Here is an 18158-nt window from a genome sequence, read left to right as displayed (position 1 = left end):
CCCCTTTTTCGCGTCCGTCAGCCGCGACGCTTCCCATAGCCGCGGATCCAGGCGGCGGTGCTTTCGATCCCGCCGAACGGGTAGAAGTGCAGCCGGACATCGCCGTGGATCGCGGGTTCGAGACCGGCGGCGAGGTCCTCGATCAGCCGGTCGGGCCCGGCGGTGCCGAGCAGCCGGGTCATCGACAGGCCGTAGCGGCTCATCACCTTGGCCGACGCACCGACCCCGCAGCGCGCGGCGAAGCGGAGCAACGTCTTGACGCTGGCCGGTCCCGGCACGCCGACCCGGATCAGGGCATTGATCCCTTCCGCTCGCTGGCGGGCGATCCACTCCAGCACCGGCCCAGCGTCGAAGCTGAACTGGGTGACGATGGCGAAGTCATGGCCGCGTTCCTGCAGCGCAAGCCGCTTGTCGCGGCCAGCGTCCCACAATTTCTCGCTACCGATTTCCGGATGTCCTTCGGGATAGCCGGAAATGCCGACCCGGGTCACACCATGCGCGGCGAGCAGGTCGGACTGAATCAGCGCCAGTGCGTCGGCGAACGGGCCCATCGGCTCGGGCGGATCGCCCGCGACCACGAAGGCGTGATCGATCGCGGCCTCGCGCTGCAGCGCTGACAGAAAGCCCTCCAGCTCCTCGCGCGAATGGATGCGGCGGGCGGAGAGGTGGGGGATGGGGATGAAACCCAGGCGGCGGACCGTCGCCGCCGCCGCGACCCTGGCGTCAAAGGTTTCGTTCGGCAGAAAGGTGACCGGGATCTTGGTCCCCTCCGGAATGAGGGGCGCCGCGCGGACCAGGTCGTCGACGTCTTTGGCGGTGATCTCGATGGACCAGTGATCGAGCAGCGCCAGGGGATCGATACCCGCTTGCTTGCGACCTGACGACGCCATCAGCTTCCTCCAAAGAACCGTATGTCTTACGTACGAACTTGATGGGCCCAGGTAAAGCCGTTAGGCACATGGCGATGACGCACGGACCGGCCTTGTCGGAAGGGGAGATGCTCGACCGGATGGCGCAGGCGATTGCTTGCGTCCGCACCGGCGGCCCGCCGCGCGGCGATCTCCAGCAGCGCCGCTACCTGCTGGAGGCCCGGCAGCACTGGCGCGGCCTGCGCGCGGCCGGCCTGGCGCCTTCCTTCCGCTGAAGGCTTGGGGCGGTCCGCGAACCGCCCCGTCCGATCAGTATTTGGCCCGGACCGTGACCGCGAATTCGCGCCCGATCGGGCTTGCCACCGTCGCGTCATAGCCGCCGCTGCCGTTGCCCGAGGGCGCCAGATTCACATACGGTGGCTTGGTGTCGAACAGGTTGCGCACTTCCGCGCCCAACGTCAGCCCCGACAACATACCGGCGCCGTTGCGGCCGCCGACATCCCACGAGATGCTGGCGTCGACCGGCGTGTAGCTCTTCACCTTCTGCGGGATGGCGACCGCATTGTTGGTGTAGCCGTTCACGTGGGTCGCCTGGACGTAGAGCTTGACCGGATCGAGGTCCCAGGAGATCGCGCCGCGCGCCTTGAATTTCAATGGGAAGAAGATGGTGTTGCGCCGGTCGATCAGCGGCGCATTCTCGGTGATCGCGACCTTGTAGTGGGTCAGGTAGGTCCCGCTGAGATTGAATTGGAACGTCCCGACATTGTCGGTCGGGAGCGTGTAATTGGCGACGAAGTCGATGCCCCGCGTCTGCGATTTGCCAAGGTTGTTGTTGCGGCCGTCGACGAACAGGGTGACGGCGGGCGGCAGGCTTCCGACCACTCCGATCCCCGACGCGATCAACTGAGCCACGCGCGCCGCCGCATCGGTTCCCCGAGTGATGATCCCCAGTCCGGCGAACTGCTGCTCGCGTGACAGGATCGCAAGGTCGGACAGATAGGCTTCGACCTGGTTGGTATATTCGACGTTGAAATAGGTCGCGCTGAGCCGGAGCCGGCGCCCGACCTCCACGTCGGTGCCGACCGACCAGGTGGTCGCCTCTTCGGGCTTGAGGTCGAGATTGGCGCCCGACAGCGCGACTCCGACGATCGGGGAGCCCGAGGGGTTCTGGTAGGTCTGGACGAACAGGTTGTTCGAGTTGCCGTAGATCTGCGAGATCAGCGGCGCCCGGAACGAGGTACCGTAGCTGCCGCGGAACGACACGCCGCGGGTCGGCGAATAGGTCACGCCGAACTTGGGATTGGTGGTCTGGCCGACGTCGCTATAGTCGTCGTAGCGAACCGCGGCATTGAACTCGAGCCGTTGAAAGCCGGGGCTGGCATTGGCCGAGGTGAACACCGGCACCAGCACTTCGGCATAAACCGAATCGACCCGGCGCTTGAAGTTCCTGTAGGTAATCGGCGTGCCGACCACGCCGCGCGCCGATCCAAGGATGGTGCGGATCTCCTGGCCCTCATAGCCGGTCGCCAGCTTCACCCCGCCGCCGGGTAGCGTGAACAGGGTGCCATTGAGCCGCGCTTCATAGCCCTGGAAGCGATTGAGAGTCGGGGCGAGGAAGATGCTGTTGCTGATCCGCTCCAGCGTCGCCGGGGTGGTCCGGCCGAGGCCATAGGGATCGAACGCCAGCGCCGGATCGCTGCTGGCCAGCGCCGCATTCAGATTGGCGGTCGTCACCCCGCGGTAGGTGTTCGATTGGTCGTCGCCCTTGCCATAGGTGTAGATGGCCTCGGCTTCGAAATCGCCGAACAGCTTGGCCCGGACGCCCGGCGTGATCTGCCAGTTGGTGGCACTGCCCGGATTGCGATTGATCGGCAGGTCGTTGATGAAATTATAGGCGATCGTGTAGCTGGTGCCGGTGAAACCCGCCGGCCGCACGAAGAAGGCGTTGGTCTGCGGCACGGTCAGAGTCGCCGATTGCGAGGCGGGCAAGCGCAGGAACTTGCGCTTCGAATAGAAGCCGTCGGCGAAGACGGTGAAGCGGTCGCCGATCTCCTGCGTGAAGGTCATGTTGGCCGAGTCATACTGCTGCTCGGGGATCAGGTCCTGGCCCTGCAGGTCGTTGCAGCGGTTGCTGCTGCCCGCGACCAGCGACCCGGCATTGGCGGGGGTCAGGCCGCCGGCCGGAATGGCGTAGCTGATTCCGCCGGCAACGAGGGTGCCTGGCGCGCAGCGAGTCACGCTATAGTCGTTGCCGCCGAACGCGCGCTGGTCGGAGCGGAAGAAGTCGCGGTCGTCGCCGTTGAGGTTCGAACGATAGACATGCTCGTAGGCGAGCATCGCCTGGCCGGTGCCCCAGCGTTTGCCGACCGCCGCGCCGATCTGCCACTGGTGAAAGTCGTCGGCGGTGCCGTAGCGGCCCGTTGCCTCGATCCCGTTGAGCGAGCGGCGCGGGATGAGGTTGACCACGCCCGCCACCGCGTCCGACCCGTAGATCGCCGACGCGCCGTCGGCGACGACCTCGACCCGCTCGAGCCCGAGCGTCGGGATGACCGAGGGATCGAACGCGCGGCTGTTGTTCACTGCGCGGTGGCCATCGACCAGGATCAGGGTCGCATAGGGCCCGATGCCGCGCAGGTTGACGCTGTTGCCGTAGGTGATGTTGCCGTTGCCGCCCGACTGGCCGCGCGAATTCTCACTGACACCGAGGTCGAACACCTGCGGGATCTGCTTGATCAGGCGGTCGGTGGTGACCGCGCCCGAGGCGATCACGTCTTCGCGCCCGAGCGAGATGACGGTCGAGCCCACCGGGGCGGCCCCGCGCACGCGGCTGCCGGTGACGACGATGTCCGGCGCCACATCCTCCTGAGTGACCGGGGTCGGGCCGGCGTCGGCAGGCGCGCCGCCATCCTGCGGCGGCGAGAGCGGAGTGACCGGCGCGGCGGCCGGGGGTTGGGCCACCGGCGGACCGGCAGGGGCGGTCTGGGCCGCGGCCGGGACGGCGAACAAGGCGGTCGTTGCGAGAAGGGCAGCGTGGACAGTCTTCATGGTTCAATTTCCCCCTGTTCTGGCTGGCTTCCACCGAGGCGCGGCAAGGAAGGGGAGGTCGACGCGCGATCCTCCCGTTCCGCCGGCCAGCACGTCGATTACAGGTGCTGGATCGGTCTTGAGTTCAGCCAGGTTGCGTTGACGCGGATCCGCCCCGGTCAGGGTGACCCGTATTCGGTGTCCGGCGGCAAAGGTGTAGGCGCGCGGCGACAGGCTGAACGCCAGTTCGGCGGGCACGCCGGGGGCCATCGGCGCGACGTCGCGCTTGAGGCCCGAATGATAAGGCAGGTCGAGCCGGCGATAGGGCGGCGCCGACAGCTTGCGGTGCGAGGCGGCAAGCCGACCGTGCGAGATGACCTTTGCCTTCCCGTCGGGTGCGACATCCTCGACATAGGCGAACAGGATGCCGTCGGAGCGGTCGAGCGCCGCCCGGATCCGCGCGATCGGATAGCCCTGCATGACCGCCGGCGTGGCCAGCGGCGGGCTGGTCCAGGCCGGCCCGTAGCCGGTCAGCGGCGCCGGCCAGAAGGCGAAGTAGGAACCGGTGTCGAGGTCGTAGCGGACCCGGAAGCTGGTCTTCGCGGGACGCGCGGTGACTGGCGCCAGGGTCGCGCTACCAGACAGATAGAGCGGTAGCCGCCGCACGCCGACCCCGGGAAGGCGATTGGAGCGGACCATGGTCCCGCCCGCGCCATTCTCTTGCCACCAGCTGTAGCGCGGCTCGCGCTCGATGCCGTTGGGGGCGCCGCGCAGATAATGGTCGAAAAAGCGCCGCTGCTCGCCCGCGATGTCGAACTGCCTGGGCGCCTCGCAATGGCTGCCGGGCCCGACGATCAGCTTGCCGGGGATGTTCTCGGCGGCGAGGATCATCTGCTCGGTCGGCTCGTCCTCCCAATTGCTCCAGAAGTACCAGGCGATCCTGGGATCGCGCAGCGCGAGGAGGTGGGTGTAGGGCCCGACTTCCTCCCAGAAGCGGGTGCCGACCAGCGGCGAGACGCTGTCGCGGAACGGCATCTGCGCCCACAATTTCGCCATCGGCGTGTTGGCGGCATGCTGCGCGACGGCCTGCTTCAGCAGCGCGCCGCCGGTGTCGCCATCGACCGGGACGCTGGCGGCATCGACGCTGAGGGGCTCGTCGGGGCGGGTGTTGAACTGCGCGGTTATCCCGCCGTTGCGGACGAAGCTGTACTTGTCGAGATCGGTCGCGGCGCTGAACACCGCGCGCACGGCGGGTGGTCGGGTGCCGGCGATCAGCATGGTCGTCCCGCCAAGGTAGGAGCAGCCGGTCAGCCCGACCTTGCCGTCCGACCAGCGCTGCCGCGCGACCCACTGGACCAGGTCGTGGCCGTCCATCGCCTCGGTCCGGTCGAGGAAACCGCGGCGGGCACCGAACGAGGCGCCTTTGCCGCGAATATCGGCGATGACCACCGCATAGCCGGCGCGGACGAGGTCGCGAAAGCCGAAGATCTTCTGGTCAAAGGTCTCCTCAATCTTGCCGTCCTTGTAATAGCGGGCGCGATACGGGGTGAAGGCGAAGATCGTCGGGTGGCGCGCGGACGAAGCGGTCGCCGGGCGATAGATGTTGACCGCCAGCCGGGTGCCGTCGCGCACCGGGACATAAAGCGAGCTGCGCTGGACCTGCGGGTCCGCGACCTCTGCCGACAGCGGTGCGCACGCCAGCAGCGACGCGACCAACAGGCCGCCGGGATACCGGGTGGCGCTCCTCTTCGGCACAGATCCTCCATCTGCGGGCAGCCCATCGCTGCCGAAGGCCAGCTTATCCAGTTACATCGGAACTTCAACAGTTAGTTTTCCTCCCCTTCGCTGCGAAGCGGGGCATGACGTGCTGCTCGCGGCCGGGTCCGATCCGCATCGGAGTGATCGTCAAGTTGGTGTTGAGGCAGGCGGTTTACTTGGCGTGAAACCAAGGAAAACAATCATGAAAAAACTAAGCGCCACCGCGTTCGCACTCGCCGCTGCGTTTATTCCGCTCGGGCAAAGCGCTCAGGCCGGGACGGCTCAGACCACGATGAACGTCTCGGCCACGGTGCAGAATTCCTGTCTGGTCAGTGCCTCGCCGATGCTGTTCGGAAATTACGATCCGGTCGGGGCGGCGGTGACCAACGGTACCAGCGCGGTCACCGTGACCTGCACGACGGGGACCAGCTTCGTGGTCGGCCTGAACGCCGGCAATGCCGCCGGGGCGACGGTCGCGGCGCGACAGATGTCCAATGCCGCGCACCGCCTCAACTACAGCCTGTTCAGCGACGCCGCGCGGTCGAGCAACTGGGGCAACACGCCGGGGCTCGACACGCCGGCGCCGATCACGGCGACCGGTTCGCCCAGCGTGCTGACGGTCTACGGGCAGATCCCGGCCAACCAGAACGTGCCGGGCGGCGCCTATGCCGACACGGTCACCATCACGGTCACCTACTAGATGGCCGAGTGGGGCAACCTGTTGCGCGCCGCCTGCGCGGCGGTTGCGGCCCTGATCGTGGCCGTCCCCGCGATGGCGGCGAATATCGCGGTCGTCCCGATCAGGATCGAACTCGCGCCGGGCGCGAAATATTGCTCGCTGCACGTCAGCAACCAGGGGGCGGACGAGGTCGCCATCCAGGTCCGCGGCTTCGCCTGGTCGCAGGCCTCCGATGGCAGCGAGGAACTTGGAGCCGCCGACATCCGGGTCAATCCCGCGATCTTCGAGCTGAAGCCGGGTGAGAAAAGGCTGGTGCGTTGCAGCTTGCCGGCACACAGCGGCCCGAACGAGAGTTCCTACCGGCTGCTGGTCGACGAACTGCCGCGGGGCGATCCCCAGCCCGGCACCATGCGCACCTTGCTGCGGATCAGCCTGCCGATTTTCCGCAAGCCAGCCGGTGCGGCGCCGTCGTTGCACTGGCAGGCCGGCCCCGGCGGAGCGCTCCAATTGCTCAATACCGGACAGCGCCATGCGGTCGTCGGCAAGCTGGTGGTGAGCCGCGTCGGCCAGCCGGTCGAAACGGTGGAGCGCGGGTTCTACCTCCTAGCCGGCAAGCAGCGGAACATCCCCCTGACCTCCGTTCGGGGCGAGATCACGAAGGTCGAAGCGGTCACTGGCGAGGGACAGCTCAAGGCCGTCACCAAGCTCCCCGAATAGTTTCGTGCCCGGCACTCCCTGTCGAACAGCTTCGGGGCGACGACGCGGGATGTCGCCTTCCCTGTTGGCCGCGGTGACGCTTGTGTCGGGGACGCAGGCGGCTGCTCCGGCTTACGGGCGGTACGAAGGCGCGTCGATTTCAGTCGCCGAAGCGGCCAGCCTGAAACCGGTCGGACTGGTCCTGAACGGGCTTGCGCAGGACCGGCCGAGCCTTGCCGGGATCATCGAGGGAGAGCTGCTCGTCCTTCGCGACGACCTTCTGGCGATCGGGCTGCTGATCCCGACCGACCTGCCCGTCGTTACCCTCGAGGGACAGGTCTTTGCCCGGGTGGGCGCGGTGCCGGGACTGTCGGGACAGTTCGACGAGGACGCGGGCATGGTGTCGCTGTCCGCCAGCCTTGAAGCGTTCAAGCCGACCCTGCTCAGGCGGATGGGCAGGAAACCGCCGCCTGCCGTGGGGCCGGTGGTACCGACGGCGTTCCTCGGTTACGACCTGTCGTTGGCCGGGACGGTCGGCCATTTGCGAGCGGGCGGCCTGCTCGATCTCGGTACATCGGGGCGGTGGGGTGTCGTCGGCACCACCGCGCTCCTGCAGCCCGGCGCCGGCCGCCCGGTCCGGCTTGAAAGCAGCCTGCGACGCGACCTGCCGGCGCGGCGGCTGCGACTGGTGCTTGGCGATACCTTCACCCGCGGCGGCGACTTCAACACTGCCGTGCGCTACGGCGGGATCCGGCTCGGCACTGATTTCTCGCTCTCGCCTGGCGAGATCAATTTTCCGGTGCCAATCGTCTCCGGCTCTGCTCTGCTCCCTTCGACGGTGGAATTGCTCGCCGCAAGCGGCCGGCAGACGCACCAGGTCGGCGCGGGCCGGTTCCTGATCGACGCCCCCCCTACGATCAATGGCGCGGGCGAGGTCACGGTAACGATCGAGGATGCCACCGGCGCGGTCCGCCAGTTGCGCCAGAATTTCTATTCGAGTGCCAAATTGCTGCGCCCGGGCCTCGACGATTTCTCGCTGGAGGCAGGCTTGCTGCGCCGCCGCTACGGCCTGCGCAGCTTTGCCTATGGCGATGCCTTCGCAGCCGCAAGCTGGCGGCGCGGACTTAGCCAGTGGCTCACCGCCGGCGCGCGGATCGAGGCGAGCCGGGTGAACGCGATGGCCGGAATGACCTTGGTCGCGACCCCGCTGGACCTAGCCGAAGTCGCCGTGACGGCGGTCGCGTCGCGCAACCCGCTCGGGAGCGGCCGGCAATGGCGTGCCCAGTTCCAGCGGCGCGGACGCCGGGGGGCGCTTACCGCCAGCTATCGCCAAAGTAGCGCCGCCTTCGCCCAGGTCGGCGACGTCATCGCGACCCGCCGCGGTCACGGGCGCCATGACTTGAGCGCGACGGCCGGGCTGACTTTGCCGGTGGGGGAGGTCAGTGTGGGGCTGGTCGACGCCCGGTTGCGCGACGGTACCGGCTTCCAGCTGCGGACGCTGTCCTATTCGGCGACCTTCCGGAACCTGTACCTGTTCGCGAGCTTGCGCTCGTCCCGCTTCGCCCAGGGTACCGACCGGGGGTTCTTCCTGTCGGTGAGCCGTGCGCTCGGTACCCGCCGGAGTGCGGCCGTGACCGCGGAACAGGGGCAAGTGACGACCAGCTTCCAGCAAAGCGGGCAGAGCGACGGCGGGCTCAATTTCGGGATTGCCGCCACCCGGGGCCAGGGTGGCGACCGATTCAACGGCTACCTGATTGCCAGGAGCGGTGGGGGAGATCTCGAACTGCAGGCGGCTCGCTCGCCGCACGGCTACGACCTACGGGCTAGCGTGCATGGCGGACTGGTGTTCATCAAGGATCGCCTGATCCGGACCGCGCAGATCGAGAATGGCCTGGCGGTGGTCGAGGTCGCCGGCGACCGCGAAGTGCAGGTCTTCCGCGAAGGGCGACCGGTCGCGGTGCGTGCCGGTGCCGGGCGGACGGTGGTGCTGACCGGGTTGCAGCCTTATGCGGTCAACCGCATCGCCATCCGGACCGACGACCTGCCACTCGACGTCGAGCTCGACGAGGATGAGAAGGCGGCAGTCCCAGGATTCCGGCAAGCCGCGATGGTCCGCTTCGGCCGCGCCGGTCTGTCGATGCCGCTGACGGCTAGGCTGGTCGACAGGGCCGGGAACAGCATTGCCGCAGGGCTCGACGTGTTTCTGAACGGCGCGCGGGCAGGCCTCACCGGGCTCGATGGGTTGGTGTTCCTGAAGGGTGCCGACAAGGGCGGCGCGGTGGCGGTCGGTTCGGCCGGAGGACAGCGCTGCGAGGCCCGGCTACCGGCCCGGATCGTGCCTTCGTCCGACGGGATCGCGGGACCTTACCCGTGCATCGTTGCCAAACGAATGGAGCAGCAGAAGTGACCGGACCGTTCCGCCTCCTCCGATGGTGCCTGCTGGCCTTTGCTGCAGCGATGATCCCCGCGGCGGCGCAGGCCTGCACCCTGTGTTCCTGCACGGCGTCGACCACCGCCCTCAGCTTCGGGTCCTACAGTCCGGTCACGGCGAGCCCGACCGATGCCAGCGCCTCGGTGTCGATCAATTGCACGGGTCTCGTGTCGTTGTTCGGCCTGGTCGAGATACGTGCCAGTGCGGGAACGTCCGGCACCGCGCTCCAGCGTACCATGGAGCATAATGGCAGCACCCTCAGGTACAATCTCTTCGCCAATTCGGCCCGGACCGAGGTCCTGGCCGACGGCACCGGCGGCACGACCACCATCACCACCCCGCTCAACGGGCTGCTGTTCTTCAGCACCGTTGCACCCGTCTATGCCCGCGTTCCGGCCAGCCAGTGGGTCGCGAGCGGCACCTACGGCGACACTGTGATCATCACCGTGCAATATTAAACCGACGGTCGGGCTTACCCTGCCGATGCGACCCGCGCCGGAGCCTCGGTGGGAGAGACCCGCCAGAGCGTGTTGGAAAGATCGTCCGCCACGATCAGCGCGCCGCGTGGATCGACGGTGACGCCGACCGGCCGTCCGAAGGTCTTGCCGTCCGCCTGCATGCCGGTGACGAAATCGACCGGCGCACCTGACGGCCGCCCGCCGCGGAACGGCACGAACACCACCTTGTAGCCGACCGGCTGCTCACGGTTCCAGCTGCCGTGCATGCCGACAAACACACCGTCCGCGAAGCGCGCGCCCATTGCGGCGCCCGAGAAAGCAAGGCCGAGCGGCGCGGTATGCGACTGCAGCGAATAGTCGGGGCGGACCGCCTGGCTGACCATCTCCGCCTTGAACGGCTGCACGCGGCGATCGGGGTTGGGGCCCCAATAGGCATAGGGCCAGCCATAAAAGGCGCCGGCGCGGACCGAGGTCAGGTAATCGGGAACGAGATTGGGGCCGAGTTCGTCCCGCTCGTTGACCACCGCGAACAGCTGGCCGCTGCCCGGCTGGACCGCGAGCGCGGTGGGATTGCGGATCCCGGTGGCAAAGCGGCGGTGGGCGCCGGTCTCGGCATCGATCTGCCAGACCATCGCGCGCTCTTCCTCGACCGACATCCCGCGCTCGCCGATATTGCTGTTGGAGCCAATGCCGACGAACAGGAACCGCCCGTCGGCACTCGCCGCCAGCGACTTGGTCCAGTGATGGTTGATCTCGGCCGGAAGGCGGGTGACCAATACCGGCGGGCTGCTCGCCCGGGTCTGGCCAGGTTGATAGTCAAAGCGGACCAACGAATCCTGGTTGGCGACGAACAGTCTGTTGCCGACCAGCGCCAGGCCGTACGGGGCGTTGAGGTTCTCGGCGAACACCGTGCGTCCCTCGTATATACCGTCGCCATTGGCGTCGCGCAGCAGCGTCAGGCGGTTGCCGCCCTTGACCGAACTCGTGCCCTTTCGCTTGAAATAACCCGCGATCAGATCCTTGGGGCGGAGGATCGGAGCATCGCCGCCGCCCTTGCCTTCGGCGACCAGGATGTCGCCATTGGGAAGCACCAGGGTCTGGCGCGGGATCTTGAGGTCGGTGGCGATCGGCGTCACCCGATAGCCCTCGGGCACTGCGGGGCGGCGGTCGCCCCAGCCTGCGGGACTGGCGATGGTCATGGTCGGGATCAGCCCGCGCTGGGGCTTGGGCAGGTCCGGCTGCGGGCCGTATTGCGTGACCTCAGGGTCTCCGCCGCAGGAGGCGAGGGCAAGGGTCAGGGCGAGCAGGGGAAGGCGGTTCACCGGACAACTCCCGCACGAAGGGTCGAAAAGCCCAACCACACCGCGGCCAGCGCGAGCAGGAAGGTGATGACGGAGAGGGTAAGGCCGGCGGGCATCGCCGCCCACGCGTCCTTGCCGTGGACCAGCGCGGTGATGAAGCCGACGACCAGCGTCGTAATTAGCACCAGCAGATAAAGCGCGGAGCGGGCGTCGCGCCGGACGTCGGCGCGCAGGAAATCGATCGCCGCCCACAGCAGCGCCGCCCCGGCAAACACCAGCGCCCCGGCGTTCAGCCAGGCAGCGAAGTTGATCCACTGCACGGACTGGGTGGAGGAATAGGCCCAGTCGGCCAGCATCGCGCCGAGGAACAAGGGAAGGCTGCAGGCGAGGAATAAGGCGTGCACCGGGTGGATCACCCGTCGCGGCGCGGTCGTGCTGGCCATGAAGCCTCCTTGCGCATCGGCCTCATCCGGAAACGGAACGGCGAGTGGGAACCGAGGAATTGCTTACGCTCCGTCAGGCGAAGCTCAGCTGCCGAATGCAGGGCGCGGGTAGAGGGTTCCGTGCGACCCGCGCCATCGGAAAAACGAAGAGCGCGGGGAGGACCGAAATGGCCGTCAGCTATGGTGCCCAGGAGAGGACTCGAACCTCCACGACCTTGCGATCGCCAGCACCTGAAGCTGGTGCGTCTACCAATTCCGCCACCTGGGCACAGGAGCTGTTCGCGAGAAGTCTCGCCGGTAGGAGGGCGCCTCTAGGGGGCATAGCGCAGGGCGTCAACACCCCTCTCGCCGCGCCTTGCGCCGCCTTGTCGCCTGCGCCCCGCGCGGCTAGGGCGGGGCCATGACGGCGAGCGACTGGCAAGAGCGGATCATCACGGTTTTCGGCGGCGGCGGCTTTATCGGCCGCTACGTCTGCGAGGCCTTGTTCAAGACGGGCGTCCGGGTCCGCGTCGCCCAGCGCACGCCCCGCAATGCCTTCTTCCTGCAGCCGCTTGCATCGGTCGGGCAGCTCGACCTGGTGCGGACCGATTTCACCCGGCCCGACAGCCTCGAAGCCGCTGTCGAGGGCGCTTGGGGCGTGATCAACCTGGTTGGGGCGTTCGGCGGCAAGCTTGGCGCGGTGCATGGCGATGCGCCGGGCCGGATCGCCGAGCTGGCAGCGCAGCATGGTGCCGCGAGCCTGGTGCATGTCTCCGCGATCGGCGTCGCCAAGGACAGCGTCTCCTTCTACGCCCGGACCAAGGCCGAGGGCGAGGAGAAGGTCCGCGCGGCCTACCCCGCCGCCACCATCATCCGGCCCAGCGTGGTGTTCGGCCAGGAAGACCAGTTCACCAACCGCTTCGCCGGCATGAGCCGGTTGCCCGTGGTGCCAGTGCTGGGTGGCAGCACGCGCTTCCAGCCGATCTTCGTCCGCGACCTTGGTGCCGCCATCGCCAAGGCGGCGCAGGAGCCCGAGCGCTTCGCCGGTCAGACCTTCGAGCTTGGCGGCCCCGACGTCCTCACCATGCATGAACTGAACCGCGTCATCGCCCAGGCCGCCGGCCGCAAGCCGGGCCTGGTGGACCTGCCCAATTTCGTCGGCGATGCGATGAGCCGGCTCGGCTTCCTGCCTGGCGCGCCGATCACCCGCGACCAGTGGATCATGCTGCAGAAGGACAATGTCGCGACCGGGCCCGGGCTCGAGGCCTTCGGGATCCAGCCGACGCCGCTCGCCGCCGTCGCGCCCGAGTGGCTCGACCGCTTCAACGAAGGCGGCCGCTTCGCCAATCGCCGCGCCCAGGCCAAGGCCGGCTAAGCTTCGATGCCCGTTCTCTGGCTGGTCGTCATCCTCGGCATCGTCGAGGGGCTTACCGAATATCTGCCGGTCTCCTCCACCGGTCACCTGATCCTGGCGACCGAGTTGCTCGGCTTCCGGGCTGCAGATTGGGAGGCGTTCAACGTCGCGATCCAGCCGGGCGCGATCTTCGCCATCGTGGTGCTCTACTGGCGGACCTTCTGGGACGTCTTCACCGGCCTGTTCCGCAAGGAAGCAGGCGCGTGGCGGTTCGTCCGCAACCTGGTGGTCGCCTGCGTGCCGGCGGTGGTGCTGGCTTTGCTGTTCGGCGATCATATCGAGAAGCTGCTGGGCAATGCGGTGGTGGTGTGCTGGGCGCTGATCATCGGCGGGGTGGCGATCCTGATCCTCGAAAAGGTTGTCCGCCCAAAGGAGTGCAACGGCGTCCAGAACCTGTCGCTGCGGCAGTCCGCGATGATCGGCGCGGTGCAGTGCCTGGCGATGGTCCCGGGGGTCAGCCGCTCGGGCGCGACCATCCTGGGTGCGATGGCGCTCGGCGTCGACCGCAAGACCGCGGCGGAGTTCAGCTTCTTCCTGGCGATGCCGACCCTGTCGGGTGCCACCGCTTACTACCTGCTGAAGCACCATGACCGGATCGCGCCCGACATGGTCGGCAACATCCTGATCGGCAGTCTGGTCAGCTTCGTGGTCGCGATCGTGGTGGTGAAGTTGTTCGTCGGGTTCGTCACCCGCTACGGCTTCGCGCCGTTCGCCTGGTACCGCATCGTCGCCGGCGCGGCGGCCTTGGCCTGGCTCACGCTGCGCTGAACAGCCGTTCAGGCAGGCTTAGGCCTTAGCTGCTATAGGGTTGGCAGATTCGCTTTTTACAGCCGAGGAACCCTTGTCATGCGTACACTCCTCCCGCTCGTCATCCTTGCCGCCGTCGCGACCCCGGCCGCGGCGCAGGTCGCTCCACGACCGTACGAGGCGCCGCGCCAGTCCGAACTGCCGCCGGAGATCACCGACGGCCGCATGGTCGATCAGATTGGCTCGATGGTCGGCGCGCTGACCAAGGCCTTACTCGACCTCCCGGTGGGCGAGCTGGAAGCAGCGGTCGAGAATCGTCCTGTCACCCGCGCTGATCGCGGCCGCACCGTGCGCTCGGTGACCGGCACCGACGAGCGTGAGATCACGTCCAGCATCGAGCAAGGGAAGGGGACGGTCGTCGCCGGCGGCCGGGCCGTCGCACGCTCGCTTCCGGTCATCCGCGAGGCGCTGAACAAGGCCGGCGAGGAGATCGAGCGGGCCACTGCCAACATTCCGCAGCCCGGCTATCCACGCCGCTAAGGGGCTGTTTTTTTTCAAACCAAAGAAAAGGGCCGCCCCGGAGATGTCCGGAGCGGCCCTTTCTGTTGGGTCAGTGGCGCGGCTTAGGCGGCCAGCTGATCGTCCTCGTCGTCGATCATCACCGGGCCCGAATCCTGGCCCTTGGCCGAGACGTCGCGGTCGACGAATTCGATGATCGCCATCTGCGCGGCGTCCGACATGCGGATGCCGGCCTTGACCACGCGGCAGTAGCCGCCGCTGCGACCGGCGTAGCGCTCGGCCAGGACGTCGAACAGCTTCACCAGCTGCGCGTCGTCGAGGATTCGGGCGTGGGCCAGGCGGCGGTTGGACAGGCCACCCTTCTTGGCGAGCGTGACGAGCTTCTCGGTGTAGGGACGAAGCTCCTTCGCCTTGGCGAGGGTGGTGGTGATCTGCTCATGCTTAATGAGCGCAGCCGCCATGTTGCGGAACATGGCCGCGCGGTGGGCCGAGGTCCGCTGCAGCTTACGATGGCCAACGCGATGTCGCATGTGTCTTTCCTTCTTCCGTTCGTCAGGACCCCGTGTGAGGTAGGTCCAGCCAGGCGGTGATTGAGGGCACCGCCCTTACCCTTGATGCGCCCCGGCCGAAGCCGGGGCGGCGCCTCAGCCGAGCATTTCCTGCTCAAGCTTCTTGGCCATCTCTTCGATGTTCTCCGGCGGCCAGCCGGGGATGTCCATGCCGAGGCGCAGGCCCATCGAGGCAAGGACTTCCTTGATCTCGTTGAGGCTCTTGCGGCCGAAGTTCGGCGTGCGGAGCATCTCGGCCTCGGTCTTCTGGACTAGGTCGCCGATGTAGATGATGTTGTCGTTCTTGAGGCAGTTGGCCGAACGGACCGACAATTCCAGCTCGTCCACCTTCTTGAGGAGGTAACGGTTGAGCTGGTTGGTGTCGGTGGTCTCCGGCACCGCGCCGCCCGCCATCGGAGCGGCAGGCGCCGCCTGGCCGATCATCGGCGAGGCCGCACGGTAGCTCTGGTCGTCGAAGCCGACGAACAGCGCGAGCTGGTCCTGGAGGATGCGCGCGGCATAGCCGACGGCTTCCTCGGGGCTGACGGTGCCGTCGGTCTCGACGGTCAGGGTCAGCTTGTCATAGTCCAGTTCCTGGCCGACGCGGGTGTTCTCGACCTTGTAGGCGACCTGGCGGACCGGGCTGTAGAGCGAGTCGATCGGGATCAGGCCGATCGGCGCGTCGAGCGGACGGTTGGCGGCGGCCGCGACATAGCCCTTACCGACGTCCGCGGTCAGTTCCATGTTGAGCGTGGCGCCCTGGTCAAGATGGCAGATGACCAGCTCGGGGTTGGTGATCTCGATGTCGCCGCTGGTCTGGATCTGGCCGGCGGTGACCGGGCCCGGGCCGGTGGCGGTCAGGTGAAGGCGCTTGGGGCCTTCGCCTTCGAACTTCAGCGCGACCTGCTTGGTGTTGAGGACGATGTCGGTGACGTCCTCGCGAACCCCGGCGAGGCTCGAGAATTCATGCAGCACGCCTTCGATCTTGATCGAGGTGATCGCGGCGCCCTGCAGGCTGGACAGAAGCACGCGGCGCAGCGAGTTGCCGAGCGTCATGCCGAAGCCGCGCTCCAGCGGCTCGGCCACGAACACGGCCTTGCGGCGGGCATCGCCACCGACCTTGCGCTCGAGCGCGTTGGGCTTCTTCAGTTCCTGCCAGTTCTTTGCGTTGACGGCCATTTGTCTTCCTTGGCAGCGGGAGCCGCGTCCGGCTCCCTGGAGTATCAGGTGGGTCGAGAAGGTCGGCGTCGGTTAGACGCGGCGACGCTTGCTCGGACGGACACCATTGTGCGGGATCGGGGTCACGTCGCGGATCGAAGTGATCTGGAAACCGACCGCCTGAAGCGCACGAAGCGCGCTTTCGCGGCCCGAACCCGGTCCCTTGACCTCGACCTCGAGGGTGCGGACGCCGTGGTCGGCGGCCTTGCGGCCGGCGTCTTCGGCCGCGACCTGCGCGGCGTACGGGGTCGACTTGCGGCTGCCCTTGAAGCCCATCATGCCGGCGCTCGACCAGGCAATCGCATTGCCCTGCGCGTCGGTGATGGTGATCATGGTGTTGTTGAAGCTTGCATTCACGTGGGCGACGCCCGCCGAGATGTTCTTGCGCTCACGGCGCCGAAGGCGCTGAGGTTCGCGTGCCATATTTCTAGTTCCTACGTCCAAGCCCGAAGGCTGATTTGCGTTGCGCGGATTGAAGCAGCAGCGAGGCGGTCGTCCCCACGCATGAAGCGTGGCGCCGAGCGCCTCAGCTCAATTACTTCTTCTTGCCCGCGATCGGCTTGGCCTTGCCCTTGCGGGTGCGCGCATTGGTGTGCGTGCGCTGGCCACGGACCGGAAGGCCCTTGCGGTGGCGCAGGCCACGGTAGCAGGCGAGGTCCATCAGCCGCTTGATGTTCATCGCGGTCTCACGGCGGAGGTCACCCTCGACCGTGTGATCGGCGTCGATCGCTTCGCGGATCTGCAGGACTTCCTGGTCCGACAGGTCCTGAACGCGACGCTCGGAAGCGATGTTCAGCTTGGTGGCGATTTCCTTGGCCTTGGTGCGACCAATGCCGTGGATGTAGGTCAGCGCGATTTCGACGCGCTTGTTGGTGGGGATGTTGACCCCGGCGATACGTGCCATGAAGGTGCGTTCTTCCTTGTGTTAGCTCCACAGGCCGGCGAAGTGCCGCCCCATCTCGTCGCTTGCACCCCGCATTCCGATAATCCCTGGCTAACGCCAAAACGGCGGACGCAACGAGAGCGCCGCCGGACACCGGAGGAACGGGATTGGGCGCAGATATGTCGTGGGCACTCCCAAGTCAACCGGTCACTAGCCGTGCGCGCCTTCCTCCCTTACAGCCGGGGACAACATGCAGCGCTTCTCCCTGAGCGACGGCATTCCGGAAGCCTTCCGGAATTCGGTCGTCGCACTCGGCAATTTCGATGGGTTTCACCTCGGCCACCAAGCGGTGGTCGGGCGCGCCGTCGCACGCGCGGCGCATGAGCGGCGCCCGGCGGTGGTCGCCACCTTCGATCCCCATCCGGTGCGCTTCTTCAAGCCCGACGCTCCGCCGTTCCGGCTGACTAGCCTCGACCAGCGCGAATCGCTGTTCGCCGCGGCCGGCGCGGATGCGATGTTGGTGTTCGATTTCGATGCCGCCTTGGCCGCGACTAGCGCCGAGGACTTCGTCGAACTGCTCGCCGGCGAGGTCGGCGCGGCGGCTGTCGTGACCGGTGAGGACTTTACCTTCGGCGCACGGCGCGGCGGCAATGCCGCGGTGCTGCGTGAACTCGGCGCCGCCCACGGCCTCGCCGCCGAGGCGGTGTCCCCGGTAGCGCTAGGCGACGAGCCGGTCAGCTCCAGCCGAATCCGCCAGGCGCTGGCGGCGGGCGATCCGGGTACCGCCACCCGCCTGCTGACCCGTCCCTTCGCAATCCGCGGAACTGTCGGGCACGGCGACAAGCGCGGGCGCGAGCTTGGCTATCCCACCGCTAACTTGACGCTGGGTGATTACCAGCGCCCGGCCTACGGTATCTATGCGGTGCGGGTGCGCCTGCCCAACGGGCGCGAGGCGGCGGGGGTCGCCAACGTCGGCATCCGCCCGACCTTCGAGCCTCCGGTCGAGCTGCTCGAAGCCTATCTGTTCGACTGGTCGGGTAACCTCTACGGCCAGGAGATCGAGGTCGCGCTGCACCATTTCCTCCGGCCCGAGCGGCGGTTCGACGGCATGGAGGCGCTGGCCGAACAGATGCGCAGCGACGAGGCCGAGGCCCGGCGGTTGCTGCTCTAGGCTGCCCCCGCTAGAGCCCG

General features: G+C 67.4%; 18 protein-coding genes and 1 tRNA gene. 9 read left to right on the top strand and 10 right to left on the bottom strand.

All coding sequences use genetic code 11. The features are described 5' to 3' along the window. Positions 1-17: 17 nt before the first annotated feature. Positions 18-890, bottom strand: a complete 873-nt coding sequence (locus M1K48_RS07675; RefSeq protein ID WP_249454071.1) for a methylenetetrahydrofolate reductase — start codon at positions 888-890, stop codon at positions 18-20. A 68-nt stretch (positions 891-958) separates the two neighbouring features. On the opposite strand from M1K48_RS07675, the gene M1K48_RS07670 reads away from it, so the two are divergent. Further along, the gene (locus tag M1K48_RS07670) at positions 959-1144 is read left to right on the top strand and encodes a hypothetical protein (RefSeq protein WP_249454069.1); all 186 of its coding nucleotides are present in this window, start codon (positions 959-961) and stop codon (positions 1142-1144) included. Positions 1145-1178: 34 nt separating this feature from the next. On the opposite strand, the gene M1K48_RS07665 is transcribed toward M1K48_RS07670, so the two are convergent. Further along, a complete protein-coding gene (locus M1K48_RS07665) occupies positions 1179-3914 on the bottom strand; it encodes a TonB-dependent receptor domain-containing protein (RefSeq protein WP_249454067.1) in 2736 nt (911 codons plus the stop codon). 3 nt (positions 3915-3917) lie between these two features. Beyond that, on the bottom strand, positions 3918-5648 hold the full coding sequence (locus tag M1K48_RS07660; protein WP_249454066.1) for a CocE/NonD family hydrolase: 1731 nt from the start codon (positions 5646-5648) through the stop codon (positions 3918-3920). A 205-nt stretch (positions 5649-5853) separates the two neighbouring features. On the opposite strand from M1K48_RS07660, the gene M1K48_RS07655 reads away from it, so the two are divergent. Genes M1K48_RS07655 through M1K48_RS07640 form a run of 4 tightly spaced genes read left to right on the top strand, consistent with a single transcriptional unit; the run spans position 5854 to position 9915 of the window. Then, complete coding sequence (locus M1K48_RS07655) at positions 5854-6351, top strand: Csu type fimbrial protein (protein ID WP_249454064.1); 498 nt, start codon at positions 5854-5856, stop codon at positions 6349-6351. Then, positions 6352-7047 carry a fimbrial biogenesis chaperone gene (locus M1K48_RS07650; RefSeq protein ID WP_249454063.1) on the top strand — a complete coding sequence of 232 codons (696 nt, stop codon included), beginning with the start codon at positions 6352-6354 and terminating at the stop codon, positions 7045-7047. A gap of 49 nt (positions 7048-7096) precedes the next feature. After that, on the top strand, positions 7097-9433 hold the full coding sequence (locus tag M1K48_RS07645) for a fimbria/pilus outer membrane usher protein (protein ID WP_249454061.1): 2337 nt from the start codon (positions 7097-7099) through the stop codon (positions 9431-9433). Continuing rightward, positions 9430-9915 carry a Csu type fimbrial protein gene (locus M1K48_RS07640; RefSeq protein WP_249454059.1) on the top strand — a complete coding sequence of 162 codons (486 nt, stop codon included), beginning with the start codon at positions 9430-9432 and terminating at the stop codon, positions 9913-9915. Before M1K48_RS07645 ends, M1K48_RS07640 begins: the two co-directional genes overlap by 4 nt. A gap of 14 nt (positions 9916-9929) precedes the next feature. Here M1K48_RS07640 and M1K48_RS07635 read toward each other — a convergent pair whose 3' ends face one another. The 3 genes from M1K48_RS07635 to M1K48_RS07625 all read right to left on the bottom strand — a co-directional run bounded on the left by M1K48_RS07635 (position 9930) and on the right by M1K48_RS07625 (position 11927). Continuing rightward, positions 9930-11237 (bottom strand): PQQ-dependent sugar dehydrogenase, encoded by a 1308-nt coding sequence (locus tag M1K48_RS07635; RefSeq protein ID WP_249454057.1) that lies wholly within the window; start codon positions 11235-11237, stop codon positions 9930-9932. Then, positions 11234-11659 (bottom strand): DUF2231 domain-containing protein, encoded by a 426-nt coding sequence (locus M1K48_RS07630; protein WP_249454056.1) that lies wholly within the window; start codon positions 11657-11659, stop codon positions 11234-11236. Before M1K48_RS07630 ends, M1K48_RS07635 begins: the two co-directional genes overlap by 4 nt. Before the next feature lie 181 nt (positions 11660-11840). Then, positions 11841-11927: transfer RNA gene (locus tag M1K48_RS07625), tRNA-Leu, on the bottom strand. A 132-nt stretch (positions 11928-12059) separates the two neighbouring features. Here M1K48_RS07625 and M1K48_RS07620 point away from each other — a divergent pair. The 3 genes from M1K48_RS07620 to M1K48_RS07610 all read left to right on the top strand — a co-directional run bounded on the left by M1K48_RS07620 (position 12060) and on the right by M1K48_RS07610 (position 14339). Continuing rightward, on the top strand, positions 12060-13013 hold the full coding sequence (locus tag M1K48_RS07620) for a complex I NDUFA9 subunit family protein (RefSeq protein ID WP_249454054.1): 954 nt from the start codon (positions 12060-12062) through the stop codon (positions 13011-13013). Between the two features lie 6 nt (positions 13014-13019). Next, the gene (locus M1K48_RS07615; RefSeq protein ID WP_249454052.1) at positions 13020-13820 is read left to right on the top strand and encodes an undecaprenyl-diphosphate phosphatase; all 801 of its coding nucleotides are present in this window, start codon (positions 13020-13022) and stop codon (positions 13818-13820) included. Between the two features lie 78 nt (positions 13821-13898). Continuing rightward, positions 13899-14339 carry a hypothetical protein gene (locus M1K48_RS07610; RefSeq protein ID WP_249454050.1) on the top strand — a complete coding sequence of 147 codons (441 nt, stop codon included), beginning with the start codon at positions 13899-13901 and terminating at the stop codon, positions 14337-14339. A gap of 83 nt (positions 14340-14422) precedes the next feature. Here M1K48_RS07610 and rplQ read toward each other — a convergent pair whose 3' ends face one another. The 4 genes from rplQ to rpsM all read right to left on the bottom strand — a co-directional run bounded on the left by rplQ (position 14423) and on the right by rpsM (position 16988). Further along, entirely contained in the window at positions 14423-14848 is a 426-nt protein-coding gene (rplQ, locus tag M1K48_RS07605; RefSeq protein WP_249454048.1) for a 50S ribosomal protein L17, read from the bottom strand. A gap of 114 nt (positions 14849-14962) precedes the next feature. Continuing rightward, positions 14963-16045 (bottom strand): DNA-directed RNA polymerase subunit alpha, encoded by a 1083-nt coding sequence (locus M1K48_RS07600; RefSeq protein ID WP_249454045.1) that lies wholly within the window; start codon positions 16043-16045, stop codon positions 14963-14965. A 72-nt stretch (positions 16046-16117) separates the two neighbouring features. Next, entirely contained in the window at positions 16118-16507 is a 390-nt protein-coding gene (gene rpsK / locus M1K48_RS07595; protein ID WP_029941296.1) for a 30S ribosomal protein S11, read from the bottom strand. 112 nt (positions 16508-16619) lie between these two features. Next, positions 16620-16988: a 30S ribosomal protein S13 gene (gene rpsM, locus M1K48_RS07590; protein ID WP_168067198.1), complete on the bottom strand. Its 369-nt coding sequence runs from the start codon at positions 16986-16988 to the stop codon at positions 16620-16622. A gap of 229 nt (positions 16989-17217) precedes the next feature. Here rpsM and M1K48_RS07585 point away from each other — a divergent pair, with 229 nt between their 5' ends. Further along, positions 17218-18138 carry a bifunctional riboflavin kinase/FAD synthetase gene (locus M1K48_RS07585; protein WP_249454043.1) on the top strand — a complete coding sequence of 307 codons (921 nt, stop codon included), beginning with the start codon at positions 17218-17220 and terminating at the stop codon, positions 18136-18138. Positions 18139-18158 lie beyond the last annotated feature (20 nt).

The organism is Sphingomonas glaciei (assembly GCF_023380025.1).
GTDB classification, from domain to species: Bacteria; Pseudomonadota; Alphaproteobacteria; order Sphingomonadales; family Sphingomonadaceae; genus Sphingomicrobium; species Sphingomicrobium glaciei.
Note: the sequence above shows the minus strand (reverse complement) of the source record. Positions and strands in the feature narration are given on the sequence as shown.

Bases quoted from the DNA above. Each gene is read 5' to 3' on its own strand.
- M1K48_RS07585 (WP_249454043.1), top strand. From the start codon at position 17,218: ATGCAGCGCTTCTCCCTGAGCGACGGCATTCCGGAAGCCTTCCGGAAT.
- M1K48_RS07665 (WP_249454067.1), bottom strand. From the start codon at position 3,914: ATGAAGACTGTCCACGCTGCCCTTCTCGCAACGACCGCCTTGTTCGCC.
- M1K48_RS07600 (WP_249454045.1), bottom strand. From the start codon at position 16,045: ATGGCCGTCAACGCAAAGAACTGGCAGGAACTGAAGAAGCCCAACGCG.
- rpsM (WP_168067198.1), bottom strand. From the start codon at position 16,988: ATGGCACGTATCGCCGGGGTCAACATCCCCACCAACAAGCGCGTCGAA.
- M1K48_RS07615 (WP_249454052.1), top strand. From the start codon at position 13,020: ATGCCCGTTCTCTGGCTGGTCGTCATCCTCGGCATCGTCGAGGGGCTT.
- M1K48_RS07610 (WP_249454050.1), top strand. From the start codon at position 13,899: ATGCGTACACTCCTCCCGCTCGTCATCCTTGCCGCCGTCGCGACCCCG.
- rpsK (WP_029941296.1), bottom strand. From the start codon at position 16,507: ATGGCACGCGAACCTCAGCGCCTTCGGCGCCGTGAGCGCAAGAACATC.
- M1K48_RS07620 (WP_249454054.1), top strand. From the start codon at position 12,060: ATGACGGCGAGCGACTGGCAAGAGCGGATCATCACGGTTTTCGGCGGC.
- M1K48_RS07670 (WP_249454069.1), top strand. From the start codon at position 959: ATGGCGATGACGCACGGACCGGCCTTGTCGGAAGGGGAGATGCTCGAC.
- rplQ (WP_249454048.1), bottom strand. From the start codon at position 14,848: ATGCGACATCGCGTTGGCCATCGTAAGCTGCAGCGGACCTCGGCCCAC.
- M1K48_RS07650 (WP_249454063.1), top strand. From the start codon at position 6,352: ATGGCCGAGTGGGGCAACCTGTTGCGCGCCGCCTGCGCGGCGGTTGCG.
- M1K48_RS07675 (WP_249454071.1), bottom strand. From the start codon at position 890: ATGGCGTCGTCAGGTCGCAAGCAAGCGGGTATCGATCCCCTGGCGCTG.
- M1K48_RS07645 (WP_249454061.1), top strand. From the start codon at position 7,097: ATGTCGCCTTCCCTGTTGGCCGCGGTGACGCTTGTGTCGGGGACGCAG.
- M1K48_RS07630 (WP_249454056.1), bottom strand. From the start codon at position 11,659: ATGGCCAGCACGACCGCGCCGCGACGGGTGATCCACCCGGTGCACGCC.
- M1K48_RS07655 (WP_249454064.1), top strand. From the start codon at position 5,854: ATGAAAAAACTAAGCGCCACCGCGTTCGCACTCGCCGCTGCGTTTATT.